Source organism: Streptomyces pseudoechinosporeus (assembly GCF_054783935.1).
On sequence record NZ_BAAGPS010000028.1, the window covers coordinates 26292 to 45517 of the forward strand.

Sequence of the window (19226 nt, forward strand, 5' to 3'; positions counted from 1 at the left end):
ATCGCATTGTTCGACTACGACTCGGAGCTCGCCCGCTATCACGAGCGGCTGCGGAACGCCCTCGACATCCGACCCGGCGACCGTGTCCTCGACATCGGCTGCGGCACCGGCCAGACCACCCGGGACGCGGCCCGAGCCGCGTCGCCGGGTGCCGCGCTCGGCATCGACGTCTCGGGCCCGATGCTGGCGCGGGCCCGCCAACAGGCCGAGACGGAAGGGCTCCGCAATGTCGGTTTCGTGCAGGCCGACGCCCAGACCCATGCCTTCCCACAGGAGCATTTCAGTCTGGGCGTCAGCCGGTTCGGCACGATGTTCTTCTCCGACCCCATCGCCGCGTTCGCCAACATCGGGCGAGCCCTGCGTCCGGGTGCGCGCTTCGTGCAGCTGGTCTGGCAGGCCGCCGACCGTCAGGAGTGGCATGTCGCGATCCGGGCGGCGCTCTCTCGCGGGCATGCGTCATCGACGTCGGCCCCAGCGGCCGTCGATCCCTTCACACTGGCCGATCCGGACGTCGTGGTCGGCCACTTGACCGCGGCCGGCTTCACCGCAGTGGACGTCGTCGACGTACGCGAGCCCGTCTACTACGGCCCGGACGCCGCCCGCGCGCGTGCTGCCGTACTCCAGCTGTGGATGGCGAAGGAATTGGTCACCGATCTGGATGCCGCGTCCGCCGAGCGCGCACTCGATCGGCTTGGCGCGACTCTCGATGCGCACGACACCGGCGACGGCGTATGGTTCGACTCCCGCGCCTGGCTGGTCATCGCGCGCCGGCTTTGACCACCCGCAAGCGGCGCCGCCAGAATCACTGCTCCTGCTCCCGGGGCGCTGATGTAGGAGCGCGCCCCATCAGACTCCAGGGGCAGCCTTCAGCCGAGAGGGTCCGGCAACGGATTCGGCACCGGATCCGTTGCCACCAGCGGCTTCGGTGCCTCCATCCCCGTCCGAGCCCGCCGGTACAGCCACCGGTCGACCACCAGAAAACGGGCCGTGAAGACGATCGCCATGCTCAGCGCGGTGGCCGGCAGGGCCGTCATCCCCGCCGTCGCGATGAGCAGCGCGGTGAGGGGGATGCGGGCCACCAGGTCCGCGTTGCCGACCGCCGCGAAGGTGAGGAGTCGTACCGAACGTCTGTGGTGGCGGCGCTGGTTGCGGTAGACGAGGGAATCGATCAGGGCGAAGTTCCACAGCAGGCCCGCCTGGTTGGCGATGATCTCGGCGGGGGCGTAGTGCAGGTTCGCCGACGGTGAGGTCAGCAGCCACAGCAGGGCGAGGTTCGGGACGAAGCCGGTGAGGCCGATCAGGCCGAAGGCGATGGCGCGGGCGCGGGCGTCGGCGGTGCGCAGGGTGATCAGGTGGCGCAGGAAACGTACGCCTTCCCGTGCCGTGGACTTGGACTCGCCCGCGTGCCGCTCCCCGAAGGCGTACGGCACCTCCGCGATGCCCCGGGGACGGCAGCGCACCGCCAGCTCCAGCAGGATCTTGTAGCCGAGCGGTTGCAGCCCTTCGCTCTCCTCGGAGTCCGCGGCCCGGTCGACGGCGGTGCGGCGGATGGCGAAGAAGCCGCTCATCGGGTCGGTCAGCCCGCGCAGGGTGCGCGGGAACAGGCTCTTGGTGACCAGTGTCGACGTACTGGAGACCAGCTTGCGGTAGCCGCCGGCGAGGCCGTCGCGGTCGCCGCCCGCCGCGTACCGGCTGGCCACGACCAGTTCCGCGCCGCTCGCCGCGCCTCGTGCGATCAACTCCGGGATCAGCTCGGGCGGATGCTGCAGATCGGCGTCGATGACGATGATCCACGGCGCGGAGGAGCGGGCGATGCCCTCGACGACCGCGCCGCCGAGGCCGCCCTCGGGGACGGGCCGGTGGTGCAGAAGAACGGGGAGCGGGCAGTACGCCGCCGCCTGCTCGATCACCTGGCAGGTGTGGTCCGTGGAGTCGTCGGCGAAGACCACCTCCGCGCGCGTCCCGGAGGGGACGGCGGCGGTGATCCGGCCGAGGAGTTCGTGGATGTTGTCCGCTTCGTTGAAGGTGGGGACGACGATGGACACCTCGGCGGGCAGCGCCGTCACCGTGCCTCCTGCGGCTGCGGGGTCTGGCCGTGGAGATGGGCGCCGACGTGGGAGGTCAGCTCCCAGTCGCGGCGCCCGGTGTACTCGCGCCACACGGCGCGCAGCGCGGCGGCGGCCAGGATCACCGCGTACACGGGCCCTCCGGCGAGCAGCTTGACGTATCGCCAGAAGCCGATGCGGAAGCCGTACTCGCGGCCGAAGTCGTGCAGGGCGACGGCCTCGAAGACCACCATGGCGACCATCGGGAGCATCGGCAGCCAGGCGAACATCGAGAAGGGCAGCGGCACGCCGCCGACCAGGGCGAGCACCAGGCCGAGCGGGATCATGACGCCGGTGGCGGCCTGCACGAACGGTGTGCTGAGGGTGTAGCGGGCGAGCATGCGCTGGCCGAAGCCGGGCAGCCGGCGCCATTCGCCCTTGCGGTAGACCTGGAGGAAGCCCTGGTTCCACCGGGTGCGCTGCTTGTAGAGCGCCCTGATCGAGTCGGGTGTCTCCTCGCGGGTGACGAGCGCGGAGTGGTAGGCGACGACGACCTTCGCGCCGCCGCTGGACAGGCGTACGCCCAGGTCGCAGTCCTCGGCGAGGCAGTTGCCGTCCCAGCCGCCGGTCTGCCGCAGCAGCTCGGAGCGGACGAAGACGGTGTTGCCGCCGAGCGGGATGAAGCCCTTGCGGGCGTGCAGGTGGAGCCGGCTGCGGAACCAGAAGAAGTACTCCAGGCAGTTGCGCAGGCTGTACCAGCTGCTCTGGTAGTTGATCAGCTGTACGCCGCCCTGGACGACGTCGGCGTTCTCGCGCCGGAAGGCGAAGTCCACGTGCGTGAGCAGCTCGGGATGGACGATGTCCTCCGCGTCGAAGACTCCGACGACGTCCCCGCGGGCGTACGGCAGCGCGCTGTTGAGGGCGCGCGGCTTGTTCTTCACCTCGTGGGTGTCGACGACCGCGCGCACCTTCTCGGGGTGCTCGGCGGCCAGTTCGTGGGCGATGGCGGCGGTGCCGGGGTCGTCGTGGCCGACGATCAGCACGATCTCGTACGCGGAGTGCTGCATGCGCAGCATCTGCTCGACCGTGGCCCGCAGGACCGTTTCCTCGTGGCGGGCCGGCACGAGGAGCGAGAAGGACAGCCCGTGCTGCCCGTCGGGCTCCGCGAACGCCGTCGACTCCAGCGTCTCCGGAGTGCGCCAGGCATGGAGCATCCACCAGAGCGTCATACCGGCAGCGCCCATGAGCACGATTGAATCCAGCAAAAGGACAGCGGAGACCATGAATTCCCCCCTCGGTCTTCCTTGGTCTACCTGGATCGTTCCGGTGACGGAGCCCCCTTGCTCCCCCGGAACTTCCTGATTCTTCTCGCGCGATCCGGCGCGATCTCGTGCGTTCTCGCGTGATCGATCAGGATCCCCCGAGCGAAGCTAGCAGCTTTCCCAATTCTCCGGCAATGACGAACCCGCGGCGATGATCTTCAACACTTCCGGAATGGCGCATTCTTGTCATGTCGGCGGCCAGTGTGTGCCATGATGCTGCGGCATGCCTGATTCCGGGGGGTTTCAAGGGGGAGGCCCTCGGCTGCCAGGCGCCTGAAAGTGGGGGTGGGGGATTCCGTATGGGGACTGCCATACCGCAAATCGGTGTGCGCGACCGTTCTGACGAGGAGAAAACCGAGCGTTCCTCGTCTGCTCTCCGGCCGGCTCCGGAGAATTCACCGGGGGACAGGTCTTCCGTACGCCGCAGGATGTTAAGGCCAGATTATTTCTGGGTTGCGCCTGTTCTCCTCGTCGCCCTGGCGGTGAGGATTTGGGGAATCGGGAATTATCCATTCCCCAATGACGACGAGGGCACCTATCTCGCGCAGGCCTGGGCCGTCCAGCACGGCGAGCTCGCGCATTACACCTACTGGTACGACCACCCGCCGCTCGGCTGGATGCAGCTCGCCGGCATGTCCTGGCTGCCCTCCTGGCTGCTGCCGGACCTGCCGACGTTCGTGCACGGGCGGATCGCGATGCTGCCGGTGGCGGCCGTGTCCTGCGTACTGGTCTATGTCGTCGGCCGCCGCGTCGGCCTGGCCCGCCCCACAGCCGCGGCGGCCATGCTGCTGTACGCCCTCTCGCCGCTCTCGGTGGTCCTGCACCGCCAGATCTATCTGGACAACTTCGCCGTCCTGTGGGTGCTGGCCGCCTTCGCGTTCGCGCTCTCACCGCGCCGCCATCTGGCGCACCATGCCGCGGCGGGCATCGCCTTCGCGCTGGCGGTGCTGTCCAAGGAGACCGTCGGCGTCCTGCTGCCCGTGCTGCTGCTGACGCTCTGGCAGGGCAGCCATCCCAGAACCCGCAAGTTCTCCTTCGCGGGCTTCGGCTCCGGGCTCGTCCTGACCACCCTCTTCTATCCGCTGTACGCCCTGCTCAAGGGCGAGTTGCTGCCCGGCGCCGGGCATGTCTCCCTGCTCGGCACGCTCAAGTTCCAGCTCGGCGGGCGCGAGGGCAGCGGCTCACCTTTCGAGGCGGGCACCGACGCACACCAGCTGTTCGAGGACTGGCTGACCCGGGACCCGTATCTGCTGGTGGGAGGCGCCGCCGCGGCGGTGCTGGCGCTCGCGGTGCGCCGGCTGTGGCCGGTGGCCCTCGCCGTCCTGCTGCTCGCACTGGTCGCGCTGCGCCCCGGCGGATATCTGCCACAGATGTACGTGGTGCAGGTGCTGCCCTTCCTGGCGATCACGCTCGCCGGGCTCGTCCAGGCCGCGGTCGCCTGGCTGCCGGGCAAGCGGCGCCTGCGAATCGGCGCCGCGGCAACAGCTGCCGTGGCCGCCGTGGCGCTCGCGGGACCGCACTGGTACGACGAGGACCGCGCCGCCATGACCGCCGACAACAACCAGGTCTACCGCGACGCCTCACGCTGGCTGCGCGACACCCCCGTCGGCGACCGCGACGAGCTGCGCATCGTCACGGACGGCGTCCTGTGGCTGGACGCGGTCGACGCCGGCTACCGGCCGGGCACCGGCGCCATCTGGCACTACAAGCTCGACCAGGACCCGGCGGTCACCAAGACGCTGCCGCACGGCTGGAAGGACATCGACTACGTCGTGTCCACCCCCGCCCTGCGCGGTGAACGCCAGAACCTGCCCACCCTGCGCGACCTGTTCGCGCACAGCAGTCCGGTCGCCACCTTCGGGGAGGGCGACGGCCGGATCGACATCCTCAAGATCGGGACGTAAGGGCCTGCAGAGAATTAACTTGCGGGTTTTGCGGCTTGACTCCGCAGGTCAGCGCGTCACTTGCCCGCAAGTTGTTCTTCTGCGAGCCCTAAGCGCTCCGCTGGAAGCACAGTGATGAACCCGCGGCCCGGTGGGGGCTGGTCGCGCAGTTCCCCGCGCCCCTAAGAGGCCTGCGGCCTTCTAAGGGGGCCTGCGGCCTCCTTAGGGGCGCGGGTACTGCACCGGACTTCGCCGAATCCGCTCAGGGAGGACTCGTGATGTCGTACAGAACCGAAATGGCGTACGGAGCCCGAAGACCGCGCCGCAGATCATGGCTGCCGCACCCGGGCGCCAGACGCACCCGTCTGCTGCTGACCGCGCTCGCGCTGTTCGCCGCCGCCCTCGGGCTCGGGCCGCTCGGCGCACAGCCCGCCACCGCCGCCACCAACCTGGTCGCCAACCCGGGCCTGGAGATTCTCGACGGCCCCTCCCAGTTCCCGCAGTGCTTCGAGAAGTCGGGCTGGGGCGACAACGACTACACGTTCACGGTCACCGACGACGCCCACAGCGGCAGCCGCGCCGTACGCATCGATCTGAGCCGCCGCGCCGACGGCGACCGCAAGACGATGATGCTGGAGAACTCCTGCGCACCGAAGGTCACTCCGGGCCACCAGTACGACCTGTCGCTCTGGTACAAGTCGACGACCCCGGACGTGGCGTTCACCATCTTCCGGCACGACACCACCCTCGGCTGGGTCTACTGGACCGACCTCAAGACCCTTGAGCAGTCCGCCGGTTGGAGCCGCACCGAGGTCCGCACCCCGGAAATTCCGCCGAACACCGACCAGGTCACCTGGGGCGGCGCGCTCTACGGCGTGGGCTCCCTCACCACCGACGACTACGCCATGGTCGACGCGACCGTCCCCTCCGAGCCCGACCCCTGCAAGGCGGGCGGCACCGGGCCGGAATGCAAGGGCGAGTGGACCGTCGAGAGCATGGAGACCCCGGTACGGGCCATCCACTCCGTGCTGCTGCACAACGGCAAGGTCCTGCTGATCGCGGGCTCCGGCAACGACCTCGACATGTTCGAGGCGGGCACCTTCAAGTCCACGCTGTACGACCCGGAGACGGGGACGTACACCGACATCCCGACCCCCGAGGACTTCTTCTGCGCCGGACACGTCCAACTCCCGGACGGCCGCGTCCTGGTGGTGGGCGGAAACAAGGACTACGCCGCGCCCGACGGCAGCGTCGGCTACAAGGGCCTGAAGACCAGCTACGTCTTCGACCCGGACACGAACAGCTACGCCAAGGTCAACGACATGCTCGCCGGCCACTGGTACCCGTCGGCCACGGCGATGGGCAACGGTGACGTCATCGCGCTCGGCGGCCTCGCCGAGGACTCCTCGGGCACGGTCGTCAACGAGCACTTCTCGTACGCGCAGAACAAGTGGCTGCCGATGGGCGAGGCCAAGCAGGCCTGGTCCTTCTGGGGCCTGTACCCGTCGATGATCCTGCTCCAGGACGGCCGCCTCTTCTACACCGGCAGCCATGTCTTCGGCAACGGACTGCCCGGCACCGGAGCCTCCGTCTACGACTACGAGGCGGGCACCATCGCCGAGGTACCGGGCCTCAGGAAGAAGGACGAGCGCGACCAGTCCATGTCCGTGCTGCTGCCGCCCGCCCAGGATCAGAAGGTGCTCACCATGGGCGGCGGCAACCACACGGTCTCGCCCGACGCGCACCGCCTCGTCGACCTGATCGACATGAAGGCCGACTCACCGCAGTACGGTCCCGCGCCCGACCTGCCGCAGGGCCACTACGAGGACGGCACTCCGCAGACCGGCGACGAGGGCAAGGTGTACGTCTCGGCCGTCATCCTCCCGGACGGCAAGGTCCTGGAGACGGGCGGCGCCCTGCACACGTACCGGGAGGACCCCGTCTTCGAGGCCTCCATGTACGACCCGGCGACCAACGCCTTCGAGCCGGGCCTCGCGACCGACCCGGTGCCGCGGACGTACCACTCCTCGTCCACGCTGCTGCCGGACGGCCGGGTCCTGAACGTGGGCGACAATCCAGGCGACGGCTCGTTCGATCTGCGCGTGTCGATCTACAAGCCGCCGTACCTCTTCAAGGGCGACCGCCCGCAGATCACCTCGGTGGCCGACGACAACTGGGCGTACGGCACGTCGCAGCGCATCACCGTCGACAAGCCGGTGGTCAAGGCCTCCCTGATCCGCCCGGCCGCCGTCACCCACTCCTCCGACCCCAACCAGCGTTACGTCGACCTGCCGATGACCGTCGACGGCAACAACATCGACCTCAGCCTCACCAGCAACCCGAACCTCGCCCCGCCCGGCTGGTACATGCTGTCGGTCGTCGACGCGAACGGCGTCCCGTCCGTGTCCAAGTGGGTCCGCATCGGCCCGGAGGGCCAGGTCGCCGCCGAACGTGTCCAGGCCTTTGCGGAGGACCTGGCCGAGAGCTCCGCTCACGAGGAGCACGACCAGCACGAGGGCGTCGAGATGGCCGAGGGCTACGACGGCTGCGACCACGCGTACGGCGAGATCAACCAGTGCGTGCCGTGGACGTTCCCGTCAATGCCGAAGGCCGAGCGGTGCGACTGGCTGAAGGCGGAGGGCTACGGCCGTATGAAGGTGCACGACCGCGACCGGCACCAGCTGGACCGCAACAAGGACGGGTTCGCTTGCGGGAAGGGGGACTTCCGCAAGACGCCAAAGGCACCGAAGGTGCCCAAGGTGCACAAGCACTAGGCGGGCTTGCCGAAGTCCGGTGCGGTGCAGCGCCCCTTAGGGGCGCGGGGCTGTGACATTTGCGGCTCCGCCGCGATGGGGGTCCCCCCGCTCGAGCGAAGCCGAGAGTGGGGGAGCGACCAGCCACAACGGACCCGCAGCCTCGAACCGGGCTTAGCCGAACTCCGACACGGCGCGCATCACGATCGCCTCCAGGCGGTCATGATGCGCGCCCCGCCAGTACACGCGCCCGCATTCCTCGCACTGCGCGAAGACGTCGTACGAGCGCTGGGTGCCGCCTTCGAGCCGGTCCGCGACGTCTTCCTTGACGGCCTCCTTGAGCAGGCCGTTGCAGGCCGTGCAGCGGGTCCACGGCTTCAGCTCAGGCTCGAACCGGCCCAGTACATCTCGGAGTTGGTCCTCGGTCCGCGTGCTGTAGACGAACGCGCCGGCCCACAGCTCACGGCGCCGCAGCAGACCCCGGTCACGGCTGAGCATCACGCGCCGCTCGGCCGCCGAGCGGGCGGCGAGGGCCGGATCGCCGATGTCGGCGGACTCGTACGCGGCGTCCACGCCCAGCAGCCGCAGTCGCCGGGCGAGCGTCCCGAGGTGGACGTCGAGCAGGAAACGCAGCGGCGCCCCCGCCACCCGCTGCGGTCGCGCGACCGCCCGCACCTCGACGGACTCGCCCGCCTTCGGCACGTACGACACGGGCACCGCACGCCCGTCCACGACGAGCCCGCCGACCTCCGTCAGCGGCACACCGAGCGACTCCACGACATGCCCGAGCGTGGAGACTCCGTCGGTGACGACCTCGGTGGCCCCCGCGCGCCGCGCCTGCGGGACGAACATGCCCAGCTCGGGGGCGAACTCGACGTGGATCTCCGGTCCGTTCACGGGGTCAGGATGCCACGACCGCCGTGCGGTGGCCGGGTCCTTTTCCGGCGCCCTGAGGTCATCGCCGGGGCATCCGGGTCATCGCTTGGGGAGGTCCTTGAAGGTGGCGAGGGTGCGGTCCAGCAGGTCCAGCAGGTCGCCCTGGTAGTCGTGTTCGGTCCAGTAGATGGTCGCTTCGAGGAGCGCGCCCATCAGTCCCATCGTGTAGACCCGCACCTCCAGGTCGTTCTCATGCCGCCCAGTACGCTCCGCGATCGCCCGGCACATCAGGCGGCCCGTCACGGACATGCTCTCCATGACCCGGGAGCGCACGGCCGGGACCTCCATCATCAGCCGGAGGCGCAGCTTCATCTCGCGCTCCACGAAGGTCGGGTCGTCGGCGATCGCCATGGTCATCGACTGCCGGATGATGAACCGCATCGAGTCCAGCAGACTCTCGTCCTCCGGACGCGCCCGCAGCAGCTCCTCCGCCAGGGGGTCGTACTCGTCGGTGAGGACGATGTCCTCCTTGGTCGGGAAGTACCGGAAGACGGTGCTCGGTGAGACCTCCGCGCGATCGGCGATCTGCTCCACGGTCGTGGCGTCGTACCCCTGCTCCTCGATCAGCTCGTAGGTGGCGTTCCTGATCGCGATACGCGTCTTGAGCTTCTTCCGCTCCCGCAGGCTCAGGTGCCGGGCGGCTTCGGGGAGGGAGGTGCGTGCCGTGGTCATGCCCGTCATTGTCCGCCATCGGACTCGGTACGAGCCATGACCGGAGCCTCGCCCTCCGCGGCCTCCTCGGCCTTGGCGGGCCGCACGTTCGGCAGCAGCGCCGCCGTCAGCAGGGCGGTCACGAGCGCCGCGATGCCGCACACCACCAGGACCGCGCCCATGCCGTCCACGTACGCGGCGTCGGCGGAGCGGGCGAGGCCGGGCAGGCCGAGCCGCTCGGCGACGGCGTGCGCCCCGGTCAGCGACTCACGCGCCGCTTCCGCGGCCTCGGCCGGGAGGCGCGAGGTGTCGATCCGGTTGCCGTAGGCACTGGCGACCAGGCTGCCGAGCAGCGCGATGCCGATCGCACCGCCCACTTGCCGCAGCGTCATCAGCAGCCCGGAGCCGCTGCCGGCCTCGTCGCGGGGGATCCCGCCGAGCGCCGCGTCCATCGCGGGCACCATGGCGAGGCCGAAGCCCAGGCCCGCGATGGTCAGCCACAGCGCGGTGAACCCGTAGCCGCTGTCCGCCTCGGTGCGTGAGCCGAGCAGCGCGGCGAAGCACAGCACCGCCAGGCCCGCGGTGACCACCGGGCGAGGGCCCAGACGCTGCACCAGGGGCGTGCTCGCCCGCGCGGCGACCATCAGACCGCCCATCATCGGCAGCAGCCGCAGCCCGGTGCCGAAGGCGTCGCTGCCGCCGACCTCCTGGAGGTACGTCGGCAGCATGAACAGCAGACCGGAGAAGACGAAGGTGCCGAGCGTCGCGGCCAGACTGTTGAACAGGAAACCGCGGTGCCCGAGCAGTTTCAGGTCGAGCATGGGCCGCACCGCCCGGCGCTCCCGTACGACGAGGGCGGCGAGCAGAGCCGCGGACAGCGCGAACGAGCCGAGGACCAGCGGGCTGCCCCAGCCGTGTTCGGGCGCCTCGATGATGCCGAAGACCAGGGCGCCGAGACCGATCGCGCTGTACGCGGTGGACAGGACGTCTACGCGCGGCGATGCCGGGTCGCGGGACTCCGGCAGCAGGAACAGACAGGCGGCGACGCCAATCGCGACCATCGGGATGTTGATCAGGAAGATCGAGCCCCACCAGTAGTGGTCGAGCAGCAGCCCGCCGACGAGCGGCCCGAGCGGCATGCCCGCGGCCATCGAGGCGGTGACGGCGGCGACCGCCTTGCTGCGCTCCTCGGGCCCGAACATCGACGGCAGTACGGACAGCCCGAGCGGAATCACCAGCGCGGCGCCCACGCCCATGACCGTGCGGGCGGCGATGACCAGCTCGGGCGTGGAGACGAGGGTGCCGAACAGGGCACCGGCGAGGAACACGAGGAGCCCCGCGATCAGCATCCTGCGCCGTCCGAAGCGGTCACCGAGCAGTCCGGCGGGCAGCATCAGCGCCGCGAACACGACGATGTACGAGTCCACGATCCACTGGAGCTCACCCGTGCTCGCATCCAGCTGCTCGGCCATCGTCGGCAGCGCGACGTTGAGGATCGTCAGGTCGAAGCCGAGGACGAGCATGCTCGCGACGAGGGCGCCGAGGGCCCACCAGCGGCGGGGGTCGGGCTGAGTCTCGGCCCGTGGAGTGACAGTAGCCATGAAATGAGAGTAACTCTCAAAAGATGCCGTCCGTCAATGTGTGGGCACGCAAAAGTGGCCGCGGCTCGAAAGTCGCGGCCACTGAAGGGGAGGTCGGTCAGGTCACCCGTGCTGGTAAGCCACGATCGAGATCCCGACGTAATGCGCGACGAACGCCGCGAGCGTGAACGAGTGGAAGACCTCGTGGAAGCCGAACCAGCGCGGTGACGGGTTGGGGCGCTTGAGGCCGTAGATCACGCCGCCCGCGCTGTAGAGCAGTCCGCCGACGATCACCAGGACGAGGACGGCGATCCCGCCCGCGCGCATGAAGTCGGGGAGGAAGAAGACGGCCGCCCAGCCCATCGCGATGTAGCAGGGGGTGTAGAGCCAGCGTGGGGCGCCGACCCAGAACACCCGGAAGAGGATGCCCGCCGCCGCCGCGCCCCAGATGCCCCAGAGCAGCCACTGCCCCGTGGTGTCCGGCAGGAGCAGCATCGTCAGTGGCGTGTACGTCCCCGCGATGATCAGGAAGATGTTCGCGTGGTCGAGCCGGCGCAGTACGCCGTCGGCCCGCGGACTCCAGTCCCCCCGGTGGTAGAGCGCGCTCACGCCGAACAGCAGGCAGGCGGTCAGGACGTAGATCCCACAGGCGATGCGGGCGCGCGTCGATTCCGTGAGGGCGGTCAGGGCCAGGCCGGAGACGACCACGGCCGGGAACATCCCGGCGTGCAGCCAGCCCCGGAGCTTCGGCTTGTCCGGGTGCGGCAGGTGGGATAGCGCGGCGGAGACACGGCCGGCGGCCGGCGAGTCCGAGGGCGCGTCGGGGACGGACGCAGTCATAGGGCGAATCGTACCTACGGAACCGTAAGTACTGAATCAGTTCGGACAGGTGGGAAGCCTCAAGTGGCCATCGTCTCACCGAGGTTTGAGGGCCAGGTGAATCAGTCCGCTACGACGATTTGGGGGCGAAGCGGACAATAAACGGTGAACCCCGGGGGGAATCGCGTGGTGATGGTCACGCCCGCTCAGCTGTGAGGCGCTCTGGACATATGCGCGAACCCGTCGGATGATCAAATGAGTGCGGTCGGCACCGGATGAGCGCCAATGATCCAGACGAAGCATCCGGGCCGCGGCCCCCAAGGGGCATTCGACAACAAAACCCCTCATCTAGGAGCAATCGTGGCGCGCGACATCGCGGCTCCCCCTGCCGTTCCCACCAATCACCAGGAACTGATCTCGTGGGTCAACGAGATCGCAGAACTGACGCAGCCGGACAACGTGGTCTGGTGTGACGGCTCAGAGGCGGAATACGAGCGACTGAGTGAGGAGCTCGTCCGTAAGGGCACCTTCAAGGAACTCGACCCGATCAAGCGCCCCAACTCTTACTACGCGGCCTCCGACCCGACCGATGTCGCCCGGGTCGAGGACCGCACCTTCATCTGCTCCGAGAAGGAGGAGGACGCGGGCCCGACGAACCACTGGAAGGACCCCGCCGAGATGCGGGAGATCTTCGCCGGTGAGCAGGGCGTCTTCCGCGGCTCGATGCGCGGCCGGACCATGTACGTCGTGCCGTTCTGCATGGGCCCGCTCGGCTCGGACCTCTCCGCGATAGGCGTGGAGATCACCGACTCCGCGTACGTCGCCGTCTCCATGCGCACGATGACGCGTATGGGCCGGCCGGTCCTGGACGAGCTCGGCTCCGACGGCTTCTTCGTGCGTGCTGTGCACACGCTCGGGGCGCCGCTGGAGGAGGGCCAGGAGGACGTGCCGTGGCCGTGCAACTCCACGAAGTACATCTCCCACTTCCCGGAGACCCGCGAGATCTGGTCGTACGGCTCCGGATACGGCGGAAATGCGCTGCTCGGCAAGAAGTGCTACGCCCTGCGCATCGCCTCAGTGATGGCGCGCGACGAGGGCTGGCTGGCCGAGCACATGCTGATCCTGAAGCTGACCCCGCCGCAGGGAGAGTCGAAGTACGTCGCCGCAGCCTTCCCGAGCGCCTGCGGCAAGACCAACCTCGCCATGCTGGAGCCGACGGTCCGCGGCTGGACGGTGGAGACGATCGGTGACGACATCGCGTGGATGCGGTTCGGCGAGGACGGCCAGCTGTACGCGATCAACCCCGAGGCCGGTTTCTTCGGTGTCGCGCCCGGCACCGGTGAGCACACCAACGCCAACGCGATGAAGACGCTGTGGGGCAACTCCGTCTTCACGAACGTCGCGCTGACGGACGACGGTGACATCTGGTGGGAGGGGATGACCGAGGAGACGCCCACCCACCTCACGGACTGGAAGGGCAACGACTGGACACCCGAGTCCGAGACCCCGGCCGCCCACCCGAACGCCCGCTTCACCGTCCCCGCGTCCCAGTGCCCGATCATCGCGCCCGAGTGGGAGGACCCGAAGGGCGTACCGATCTCGGCGATCCTCTTCGGTGGCCGTCGCGCCACGGCGGTCCCCCTGGTCACGGAGTCCTTCGACTGGAACCACGGCGTGTTCCTCGGCGCGAACGTGGCGTCGGAGAAGACGGCGGCGGCCGAGGGCAAGGTCGGCGAACTGCGCCGCGACCCCTTCGCCATGCTGCCGTTCTGCGGCTACAACATGGGCGACTACATGGGCCACTGGATCGACGTCGCCAAGGACAAGGACGCCTCCAAGCTCCCGAAGATCTACTACGTGAACTGGTTCCGCAAGAACGACGCGGGCAAGTTCGTGTGGCCGGGCTTCGGCGAGAACAGCCGCGTCCTGAAGTGGATCGTGGACCGTCTGGACGGCAAGGCGGAGGGCGTCGAAACGCCGATAGGCATCCTGCCGGCCAAGGGGGCCCTGGACACGGAGGGTCTCGAACTCTCCGAGTCCGAGCTGGACTTCCTCCTCACCGTCGACAAGGAGGTCTGGCGCGAGGAGGCGGCCCTGGTCCCGGACCACCTCAACACGTTCGGCGACCACACGCCGACGGAACTGTGGGACGAGTACCGGGCGCTGGTGAAGCGCCTGGGCTGAGGCGGGGCGAAGAACCCCAGGAGCCGACCCGCGGTCGCCTACGACCGGTCCTCCAGGTACCGCGTATGCGACTCCTGACGACGAGCCTCCACCTCCCGGAGGCTCGTCGCCAGCTCCTCCATCTCACCCTGCAACAACGCCAGTTGGCGTTCCAGGTGCCGCTCCGGCGGATCCGTGCCCGGCGTCAGCCGCGTCCACCACCTCGTCCGTACGTACGCGTCCACCGCCTCCGGGACGTCCTGCCGTACGACCCGGGACAGGGCGTGCACGCCCTCCGGCTCCTGCGCGAGGACCTCGGCGACCCAACCCGGGTCGAGGAGGGCCGTGAGGAGTTCCGTCAGTTCGGTGAGGCGGCCGGAGGCTGCGGGTGGCAGCTCGATGTCGGCGAGGTAGTCGCGTAGCTTGCCGAAGTCGGCCCGCAGCTCGTCGAGTTGGGCCGACGGGTCGGGGAAGTCCGGCAGGGGCGGGCGCTCCGGCGGGGCGAGGAGCGCGCCCGCGCCGTACAGACCCGCGACGACGACCGGCCAGTACGCGCCCGCCAGGCCCGTGAACGTCAGGCCCAGGCCCACGATGCCGAGCGCGCTGCCCGTGAGGTTCTTGCGGGACTCCAGGTACGCGAAGAGCTTATTGGTAGCCACGGATCTCCTCGAAGGCACCGTCGAGCGAGCCCTTCTGGGCGTCGAAGAGACGGCCGCCGGTCAGTTCGGCGATGTGCTCCAGCTCCGCGCGGTCGGAGTCGCCGAAGAGGATCGGGAAGACGGGGATCTCCCGCTGCTCGGCGGGCAGCCCGGCGTAGAAGCCGTCGAAGTCCTCCGGCCCCGCCCCCACCGTGTTCTCGCCGTCCGTCATCAGCACGATCGACGTGAACGTGTCGTCATCGGCGCCCAGATGCTCGTACGCCTTCTCCAGCGACGTATAGATCGCCGTGTCCCCGTCAGCGGTCAGCGCCTCGGTGTCGCGGCGGATCCCGTCGAGACCCGTCCGCGGGTCCTCGGGCTGCACCACATGCGTCCGTACGCTCTTGACGGCGGAGCCGAACGGCATCAGCGTCACCTCCTCACGGTCGCGGAAGTCGCCCGTCAGAGCGGTGAGCGCCTTCTTCAGCTGACCCAGGCGGCCGTCCTCGCGCATCGAGCCCGAGGTGTCGAGGACGTACACCGTGCGCGAGGGCCGGCGCAGCTTGTTCTCGTACGCGTCCAGCAGCCCGTCGGCGACGGACTTGCTGCCGGGGAACGGGAGTTCACGACGGCGGCTCGTGTCGAGACCGGACGCGGGCGGCACAGAGGCGACGACCGGACGGCGATACGTACGGTTCGTGATCTTGCTCTGGACGTCGGGGGCGCGCAGGGCGTCGGTGAGGCGCCGGACCGTCTCCCGAGTCCTCTGGTCGGTGGAGGCGAGCGAGGCGAGCGGGTAGTCGGCCGTGACCACGCCGTCCTTGGGACGGATCACGGTGAGGTCCTTCATGCCCAGCAGCACCGACTCGTAGTTGAGCAGCGCATCGACGGAACCGCGGCGCTTGTACGCGGATGCCAGCCAGCCGGAGGAACCCGACGTCAGCTCCTGCCCCTTGAAGAACTCCGCCAGCTTGGGGGTCGCCTTCTCCACATCCACGTCCGTCAGCGCGGACTGGGCGCCGGAAAGGCCCGAGGCCACCGAGATCAGCGAGGCGAAACCGGAGTTGGAGCGGGACGGATCCGTCATGCCGTACGTCAGCTCACCGGCCGCCACCGCCTGATGCACCTGCGACCAGGTCAGATCCTCCGGCTTCCAGCCCAGCCGCCGTACGGTCTCCGGCTTGACGCCGATCGCCACCGGACTGGACATGATCGAGGTCTGCGACACGACCTTCTTCGCGGCGCCCGCGTCCAGGCGCAGGTAGTCGCTGGAGGCCAGCCACGCGGCGTCGTACGCGCCGTCCGCCTTCCCCGAGGCGAGCTGGTCGACCGCGTCGCGCGTGCCCATGAAGGTGGGGAGGACCGTGATGCCGGTGTCCTTGCGGATCTCCTCCAGTACGGGGCCCATGTCGGACAGCTCGCTGGAGGCGAGGACGCGGAGGACACCGGGTTTGGCCTTGGCGGGCTGCCCGGGCTCCTCCTTTGGGCTCTCGCCCCCGGTGCACGCGGTGACCGCCAGCAGCAGGACGGCGGCCAGAGCGGTGCGGTGTCGTCTCACGCGAGCCCTCCTTCCAGCGCGCCCTGCGACCGGGACCGCTCCAAGTACGCGGTGGCCTGCTGGAGTTCGGAGGTCAGGGACTCCACCGTGGCGGCCATCGTCTCCGTGGCCTGGGCCTTGTAGTTGTCGATCGTGTCGAGCGTCCGGTAGATCTGCTGGAAGGCGCTGCGGAGCGTCTCCGCGCCGACCGCCGGGTCGGCGGCGATGCGCTGGATCTCGCCGGACTGCGTGGCGAGCATCTCCGCGTTGCCGCGGATGAGGTCCTCCGTCGTGCCGCGCAGGGCGTTGACCTGCTCGACGACCTTCTTCTGGTTGTCGAGGGCGGAGGCGAGCATCACGGAGATGCGCAGCGCGGACACGGTGGTGGTGGCCGCGCGGTCGACGCCCTTGATGAGTTCCTCGTTGTTGCGGCGTACGACATCCATGGCCAGGTAGCCCTGTGCGCACACCGCGAGCTGGGTGAGCAGGTCCTGGTGCTTCTGGCGCACCGGGAAGAGGACATCGGCGCGCAGGGTGTCGGCCTGCGCCGGATCCGTGGCCTCGACGCCGGCGATGTGCCGCTCGACCGCCGAGTCCAGGGCCTGCGTCAGGACGACGTACTCCTGGAGCTTGCCCATCGTGTCCCAGAGGCGGACACGTTCGGTCTGCAAGGCGGCGTTGTCACGGCGCAGTTCGTCCTGGCCACCGCGCAGGGAGCCGACGATCTTGTTCAACGTGCCTTGTGCGGAGGCGTACTTGGCGACGTGGTCGCGCAGCTTGTTGCCGCCGGGGAGCTTGGACAGCAGCTTGCGGCCCTTGCTCGCGGGCAGGTCGCGCGGGTCCAGGTCCTCGACTGTACGCCGGAGTTCGACGAGCGAGGACGAGACGCGGGACTGGGCGTCCTCGCCGTTCGAGGGCAGGCTGCGGATCGTACGGTCCAGCATGCGGTTGGACTGCGCGGACGCGGCACGCATCTCGCCCGAGCCGAGGGCGACGATCTCCCCCAGCTTGCTCGCGAATTCGGGGGAGCGGGCGTCGAGGGCGGCGAGTGAGTCGACGTACTCGGCGGCCTTCCGGTCCATGTCCGTACGGACCGACTCGTCGACGGGCACGAGCCCGCCGGCCTTCTCCTTCGGCACGGCCGCGACGGGCTCGGGCGGGCTGAGAGTGAAGTCTTCGTTGTCGCTGGTCACTTGTTGTTCCCCCTAGCCCCGGGCCTGGCGTGCCATCTCGTGCAGCACCTTGGAGGCGGGCACGGGCGCCTGCCGGACGCCGGTCAGCTTCTGGTTCAGATACGTGGTGTGGGCGGCGGTCGCCGCCGTGAACTCCGCGCTCGCGTCCTGCGGCCGGAACCCGTGCCGCACCGCCAGCTTGCGCAACTCCTTGTCCGTGCTGAGGAGTTCACCGAGCGCCCGGCCCTCTTCGGTGAGGGGCACGACGGTGTGGTCGCTGTTGGCGGTGGTGTCCGGGTAGAGGACGGTCAGGTCGTCGACGGACTGGCCCCGCATGAGCAGCGAGGCGACCTGGGACTCGTACACGAGGACGAGCGGGTTGCCGACCCCACTGATGAAGTCCCTGAACGTCGCGTCCGAGCTGGTCTGCTGGGCGCCCTGGACACTGATCAGCTTGCGCATCAGGGGCGCAGTGTCGTCGACGGCCGAGGCGTCGGCGGCGACCCGGCCGCCGGCGGCGACGTACGAGGCGGCGGCGAGGTAGAGCGCGCCGGAGTTCGAACTGGTCGGGTCGGTGGTGGACACGAACAGCGTCCCGGTCAACTCCCCGTACTTGTCCGCACCCTTGAGCTGCTGCCAGGTCCTGTTGGCCTGGGCGGCATCGAGATAGGCGCCCATTTTCAGGGTGCCGTTGCCCTTGCCGACGGTCGCGAGTCCGTTCGCGGCCAGCACCTCGGCGGCGCTGCGGTGCGCCACGACCACGATCGGCGAGTAGAAGGGGCGCGGCAGTGGCTGCCGTACGCCGTACTTCTTCGCCAACTCGTCGGCGGGCGCCTGGCTGCCCGGAAACGCGAAGTCGTATCCCTTGAGGTCCAGGCCCTCCATGGCCCAGGAACCCGACGTCTCCGTCTCCACGGTGTAGCCCTTGGCGGCGAGGGCCTTCACCACGTCGGGATCGGCGAAGAACTCGGCCTTCTCCGACCCGATCACTGCTCGCACGGTCTTCGTTGCCGTGCCCTTGTCCTGCCCTTCGCGGCCCACGACGACGGCTGCTGCCACTCCGCCGATCAGGAACACCGCGAGGACGACTGCGACGATTCTTCTCACACCGGGAGCTTGCGCGCGGAATCCAAAGTTCCCCGGCGTCGGGGGTGAACGGGCGGTGACTTACCGGTCCCGGTATCCAACGGGGGACTCCGCCGGGTGCGGGTACGCGGGGGCTGGGGTGGGAGGGGTTCTTTCCCCAGCCCCGCCCCTTCCCGAAACGGGGGGCTGCGCCCTCAGGCCCCCAAGGGGGTGGGGGGTGACACACCGTGTCGCGGCTGCGGGTGCGTCGTGGCTGGTCGCGCCGTTCCCCGCGCCCCTGAAGGGGCGCTCCCGGAGCCGCCCGCCACCATGCTCACCAGCCACCACGTGCCCGCACCCTCCCACCGGCGGGAGGGGACGTGGGCCGGTGCGTCGTATGCCCGTCGCGTAGGTTCTGTCTCGGAGAACCAGGACCCTGTACCAACACCGGGCCGTATGCCCGGCCTGCGACGGGCTGACGCACCGGCCCACGGCCCCGACCCACCCACCGGACCCCAAGGGGCGCGGGGCTGTATCGATGTGCGGCTCCGCCGCGTGGGCGCGAGCAACCACCCACAAGCCCGCAGCTTCGAACCGCCCAAGCGAACGCAGTGCCATGGCTCCCGGTCCGCGCGTCGCTGCGGGTACGCGCGGACCGGGGC

General features: G+C 69.4%; 14 protein-coding genes. 4 read left to right on the forward strand and 10 right to left on the reverse strand.

Going from position 1 to position 19226, the window contains the following annotated elements:
* Positions 1–6 precede the first annotated feature (6 nt).
* On the forward strand, positions 7–777 hold the full coding sequence (locus ACYVO6_RS28545; RefSeq protein WP_461066066.1) for a class I SAM-dependent methyltransferase: 771 nt from the start codon (positions 7–9) through the stop codon (positions 775–777).
* A gap of 89 nt (positions 778–866) precedes the next feature.
* Here the strand turns inward: ACYVO6_RS28545 and ACYVO6_RS28550 are convergent, their stop codons facing one another.
* Positions 867–2066 carry a glycosyltransferase gene (locus tag ACYVO6_RS28550; protein ID WP_461066068.1) on the reverse strand — a complete coding sequence of 400 codons (1200 nt, stop codon included), beginning with the start codon at positions 2064–2066 and terminating at the stop codon, positions 867–869.
* Complete coding sequence (locus ACYVO6_RS28555) at positions 2063–3289, reverse strand: glycosyltransferase (RefSeq protein WP_461066070.1); 1227 nt, start codon at positions 3287–3289, stop codon at positions 2063–2065. Before ACYVO6_RS28555 ends, ACYVO6_RS28550 begins: the two co-directional genes overlap by 4 nt.
* A 560-nt stretch (positions 3290–3849) precedes the next feature.
* On the opposite strand from ACYVO6_RS28555, the gene ACYVO6_RS28560 reads away from it, so the two are divergent.
* Positions 3850–5271 (forward strand): glycosyltransferase family 39 protein, encoded by a 1422-nt coding sequence (locus ACYVO6_RS28560; protein ID WP_461066072.1) that lies wholly within the window; start codon positions 3850–3852, stop codon positions 5269–5271.
* 257 nt (positions 5272–5528) lie between these two features.
* Positions 5529–8024, forward strand: coding sequence for a galactose oxidase-like domain-containing protein (locus ACYVO6_RS28565; protein WP_461066074.1), 2496 nt, complete (start codon positions 5529–5531; stop codon positions 8022–8024).
* 153 nt (positions 8025–8177) lie between these two features.
* Here the strand turns inward: ACYVO6_RS28565 and ACYVO6_RS28570 are convergent, their stop codons facing one another.
* From ACYVO6_RS28570 to trhA, 4 genes are all read right to left on the reverse strand, one after another.
* Positions 8178–8900 (reverse strand): Mut7-C RNAse domain-containing protein, encoded by a 723-nt coding sequence (locus tag ACYVO6_RS28570; RefSeq protein WP_461066076.1) that lies wholly within the window; start codon positions 8898–8900, stop codon positions 8178–8180.
* 78 nt (positions 8901–8978) lie between these two features.
* Positions 8979–9611, reverse strand: coding sequence for a TetR/AcrR family transcriptional regulator (locus ACYVO6_RS28575; RefSeq protein WP_461066078.1), 633 nt, complete (start codon positions 9609–9611; stop codon positions 8979–8981).
* A 5-nt stretch (positions 9612–9616) separates the two neighbouring features.
* Entirely contained in the window at positions 9617–11191 is a 1575-nt protein-coding gene (locus tag ACYVO6_RS28580) for an MFS transporter (protein WP_461066080.1), read from the reverse strand.
* A gap of 102 nt (positions 11192–11293) precedes the next feature.
* A complete protein-coding gene (gene trhA, locus ACYVO6_RS28585; protein ID WP_461066082.1) occupies positions 11294–12010 on the reverse strand; it encodes a PAQR family membrane homeostasis protein TrhA in 717 nt (238 codons plus the stop codon).
* A 339-nt stretch (positions 12011–12349) separates the two neighbouring features.
* Here trhA and ACYVO6_RS28590 point away from each other — a divergent pair, with 339 nt between their 5' ends.
* Positions 12350–14173, forward strand: coding sequence for a phosphoenolpyruvate carboxykinase (GTP) (locus tag ACYVO6_RS28590; RefSeq protein WP_461066084.1), 1824 nt, complete (start codon positions 12350–12352; stop codon positions 14171–14173).
* 38 nt (positions 14174–14211) lie between these two features.
* On the opposite strand, the gene ACYVO6_RS28595 is transcribed toward ACYVO6_RS28590, so the two are convergent.
* The 4 genes from ACYVO6_RS28595 to ACYVO6_RS28610 are packed head-to-tail and all read right to left on the reverse strand — an operon-like array spanning position 14212 to position 18606.
* Positions 14212–14811, reverse strand: a complete 600-nt coding sequence (locus ACYVO6_RS28595) for a hypothetical protein (RefSeq protein ID WP_461066086.1) — start codon at positions 14809–14811, stop codon at positions 14212–14214.
* Positions 14798–16348: a substrate-binding and vWA domain-containing protein gene (locus tag ACYVO6_RS28600; RefSeq protein ID WP_461066088.1), complete on the reverse strand. Its 1551-nt coding sequence runs from the start codon at positions 16346–16348 to the stop codon at positions 14798–14800. Before ACYVO6_RS28600 ends, ACYVO6_RS28595 begins: the two co-directional genes overlap by 14 nt.
* Complete coding sequence (locus ACYVO6_RS28605; protein ID WP_461066090.1) at positions 16345–17520, reverse strand: toxic anion resistance protein; 1176 nt, start codon at positions 17518–17520, stop codon at positions 16345–16347. Before ACYVO6_RS28605 ends, ACYVO6_RS28600 begins: the two co-directional genes overlap by 4 nt.
* Before the next feature lie 12 nt (positions 17521–17532).
* On the reverse strand, positions 17533–18606 hold the full coding sequence (locus ACYVO6_RS28610) for a hypothetical protein (RefSeq protein ID WP_461066092.1): 1074 nt from the start codon (positions 18604–18606) through the stop codon (positions 17533–17535).
* Positions 18607–19226 lie beyond the last annotated feature (620 nt).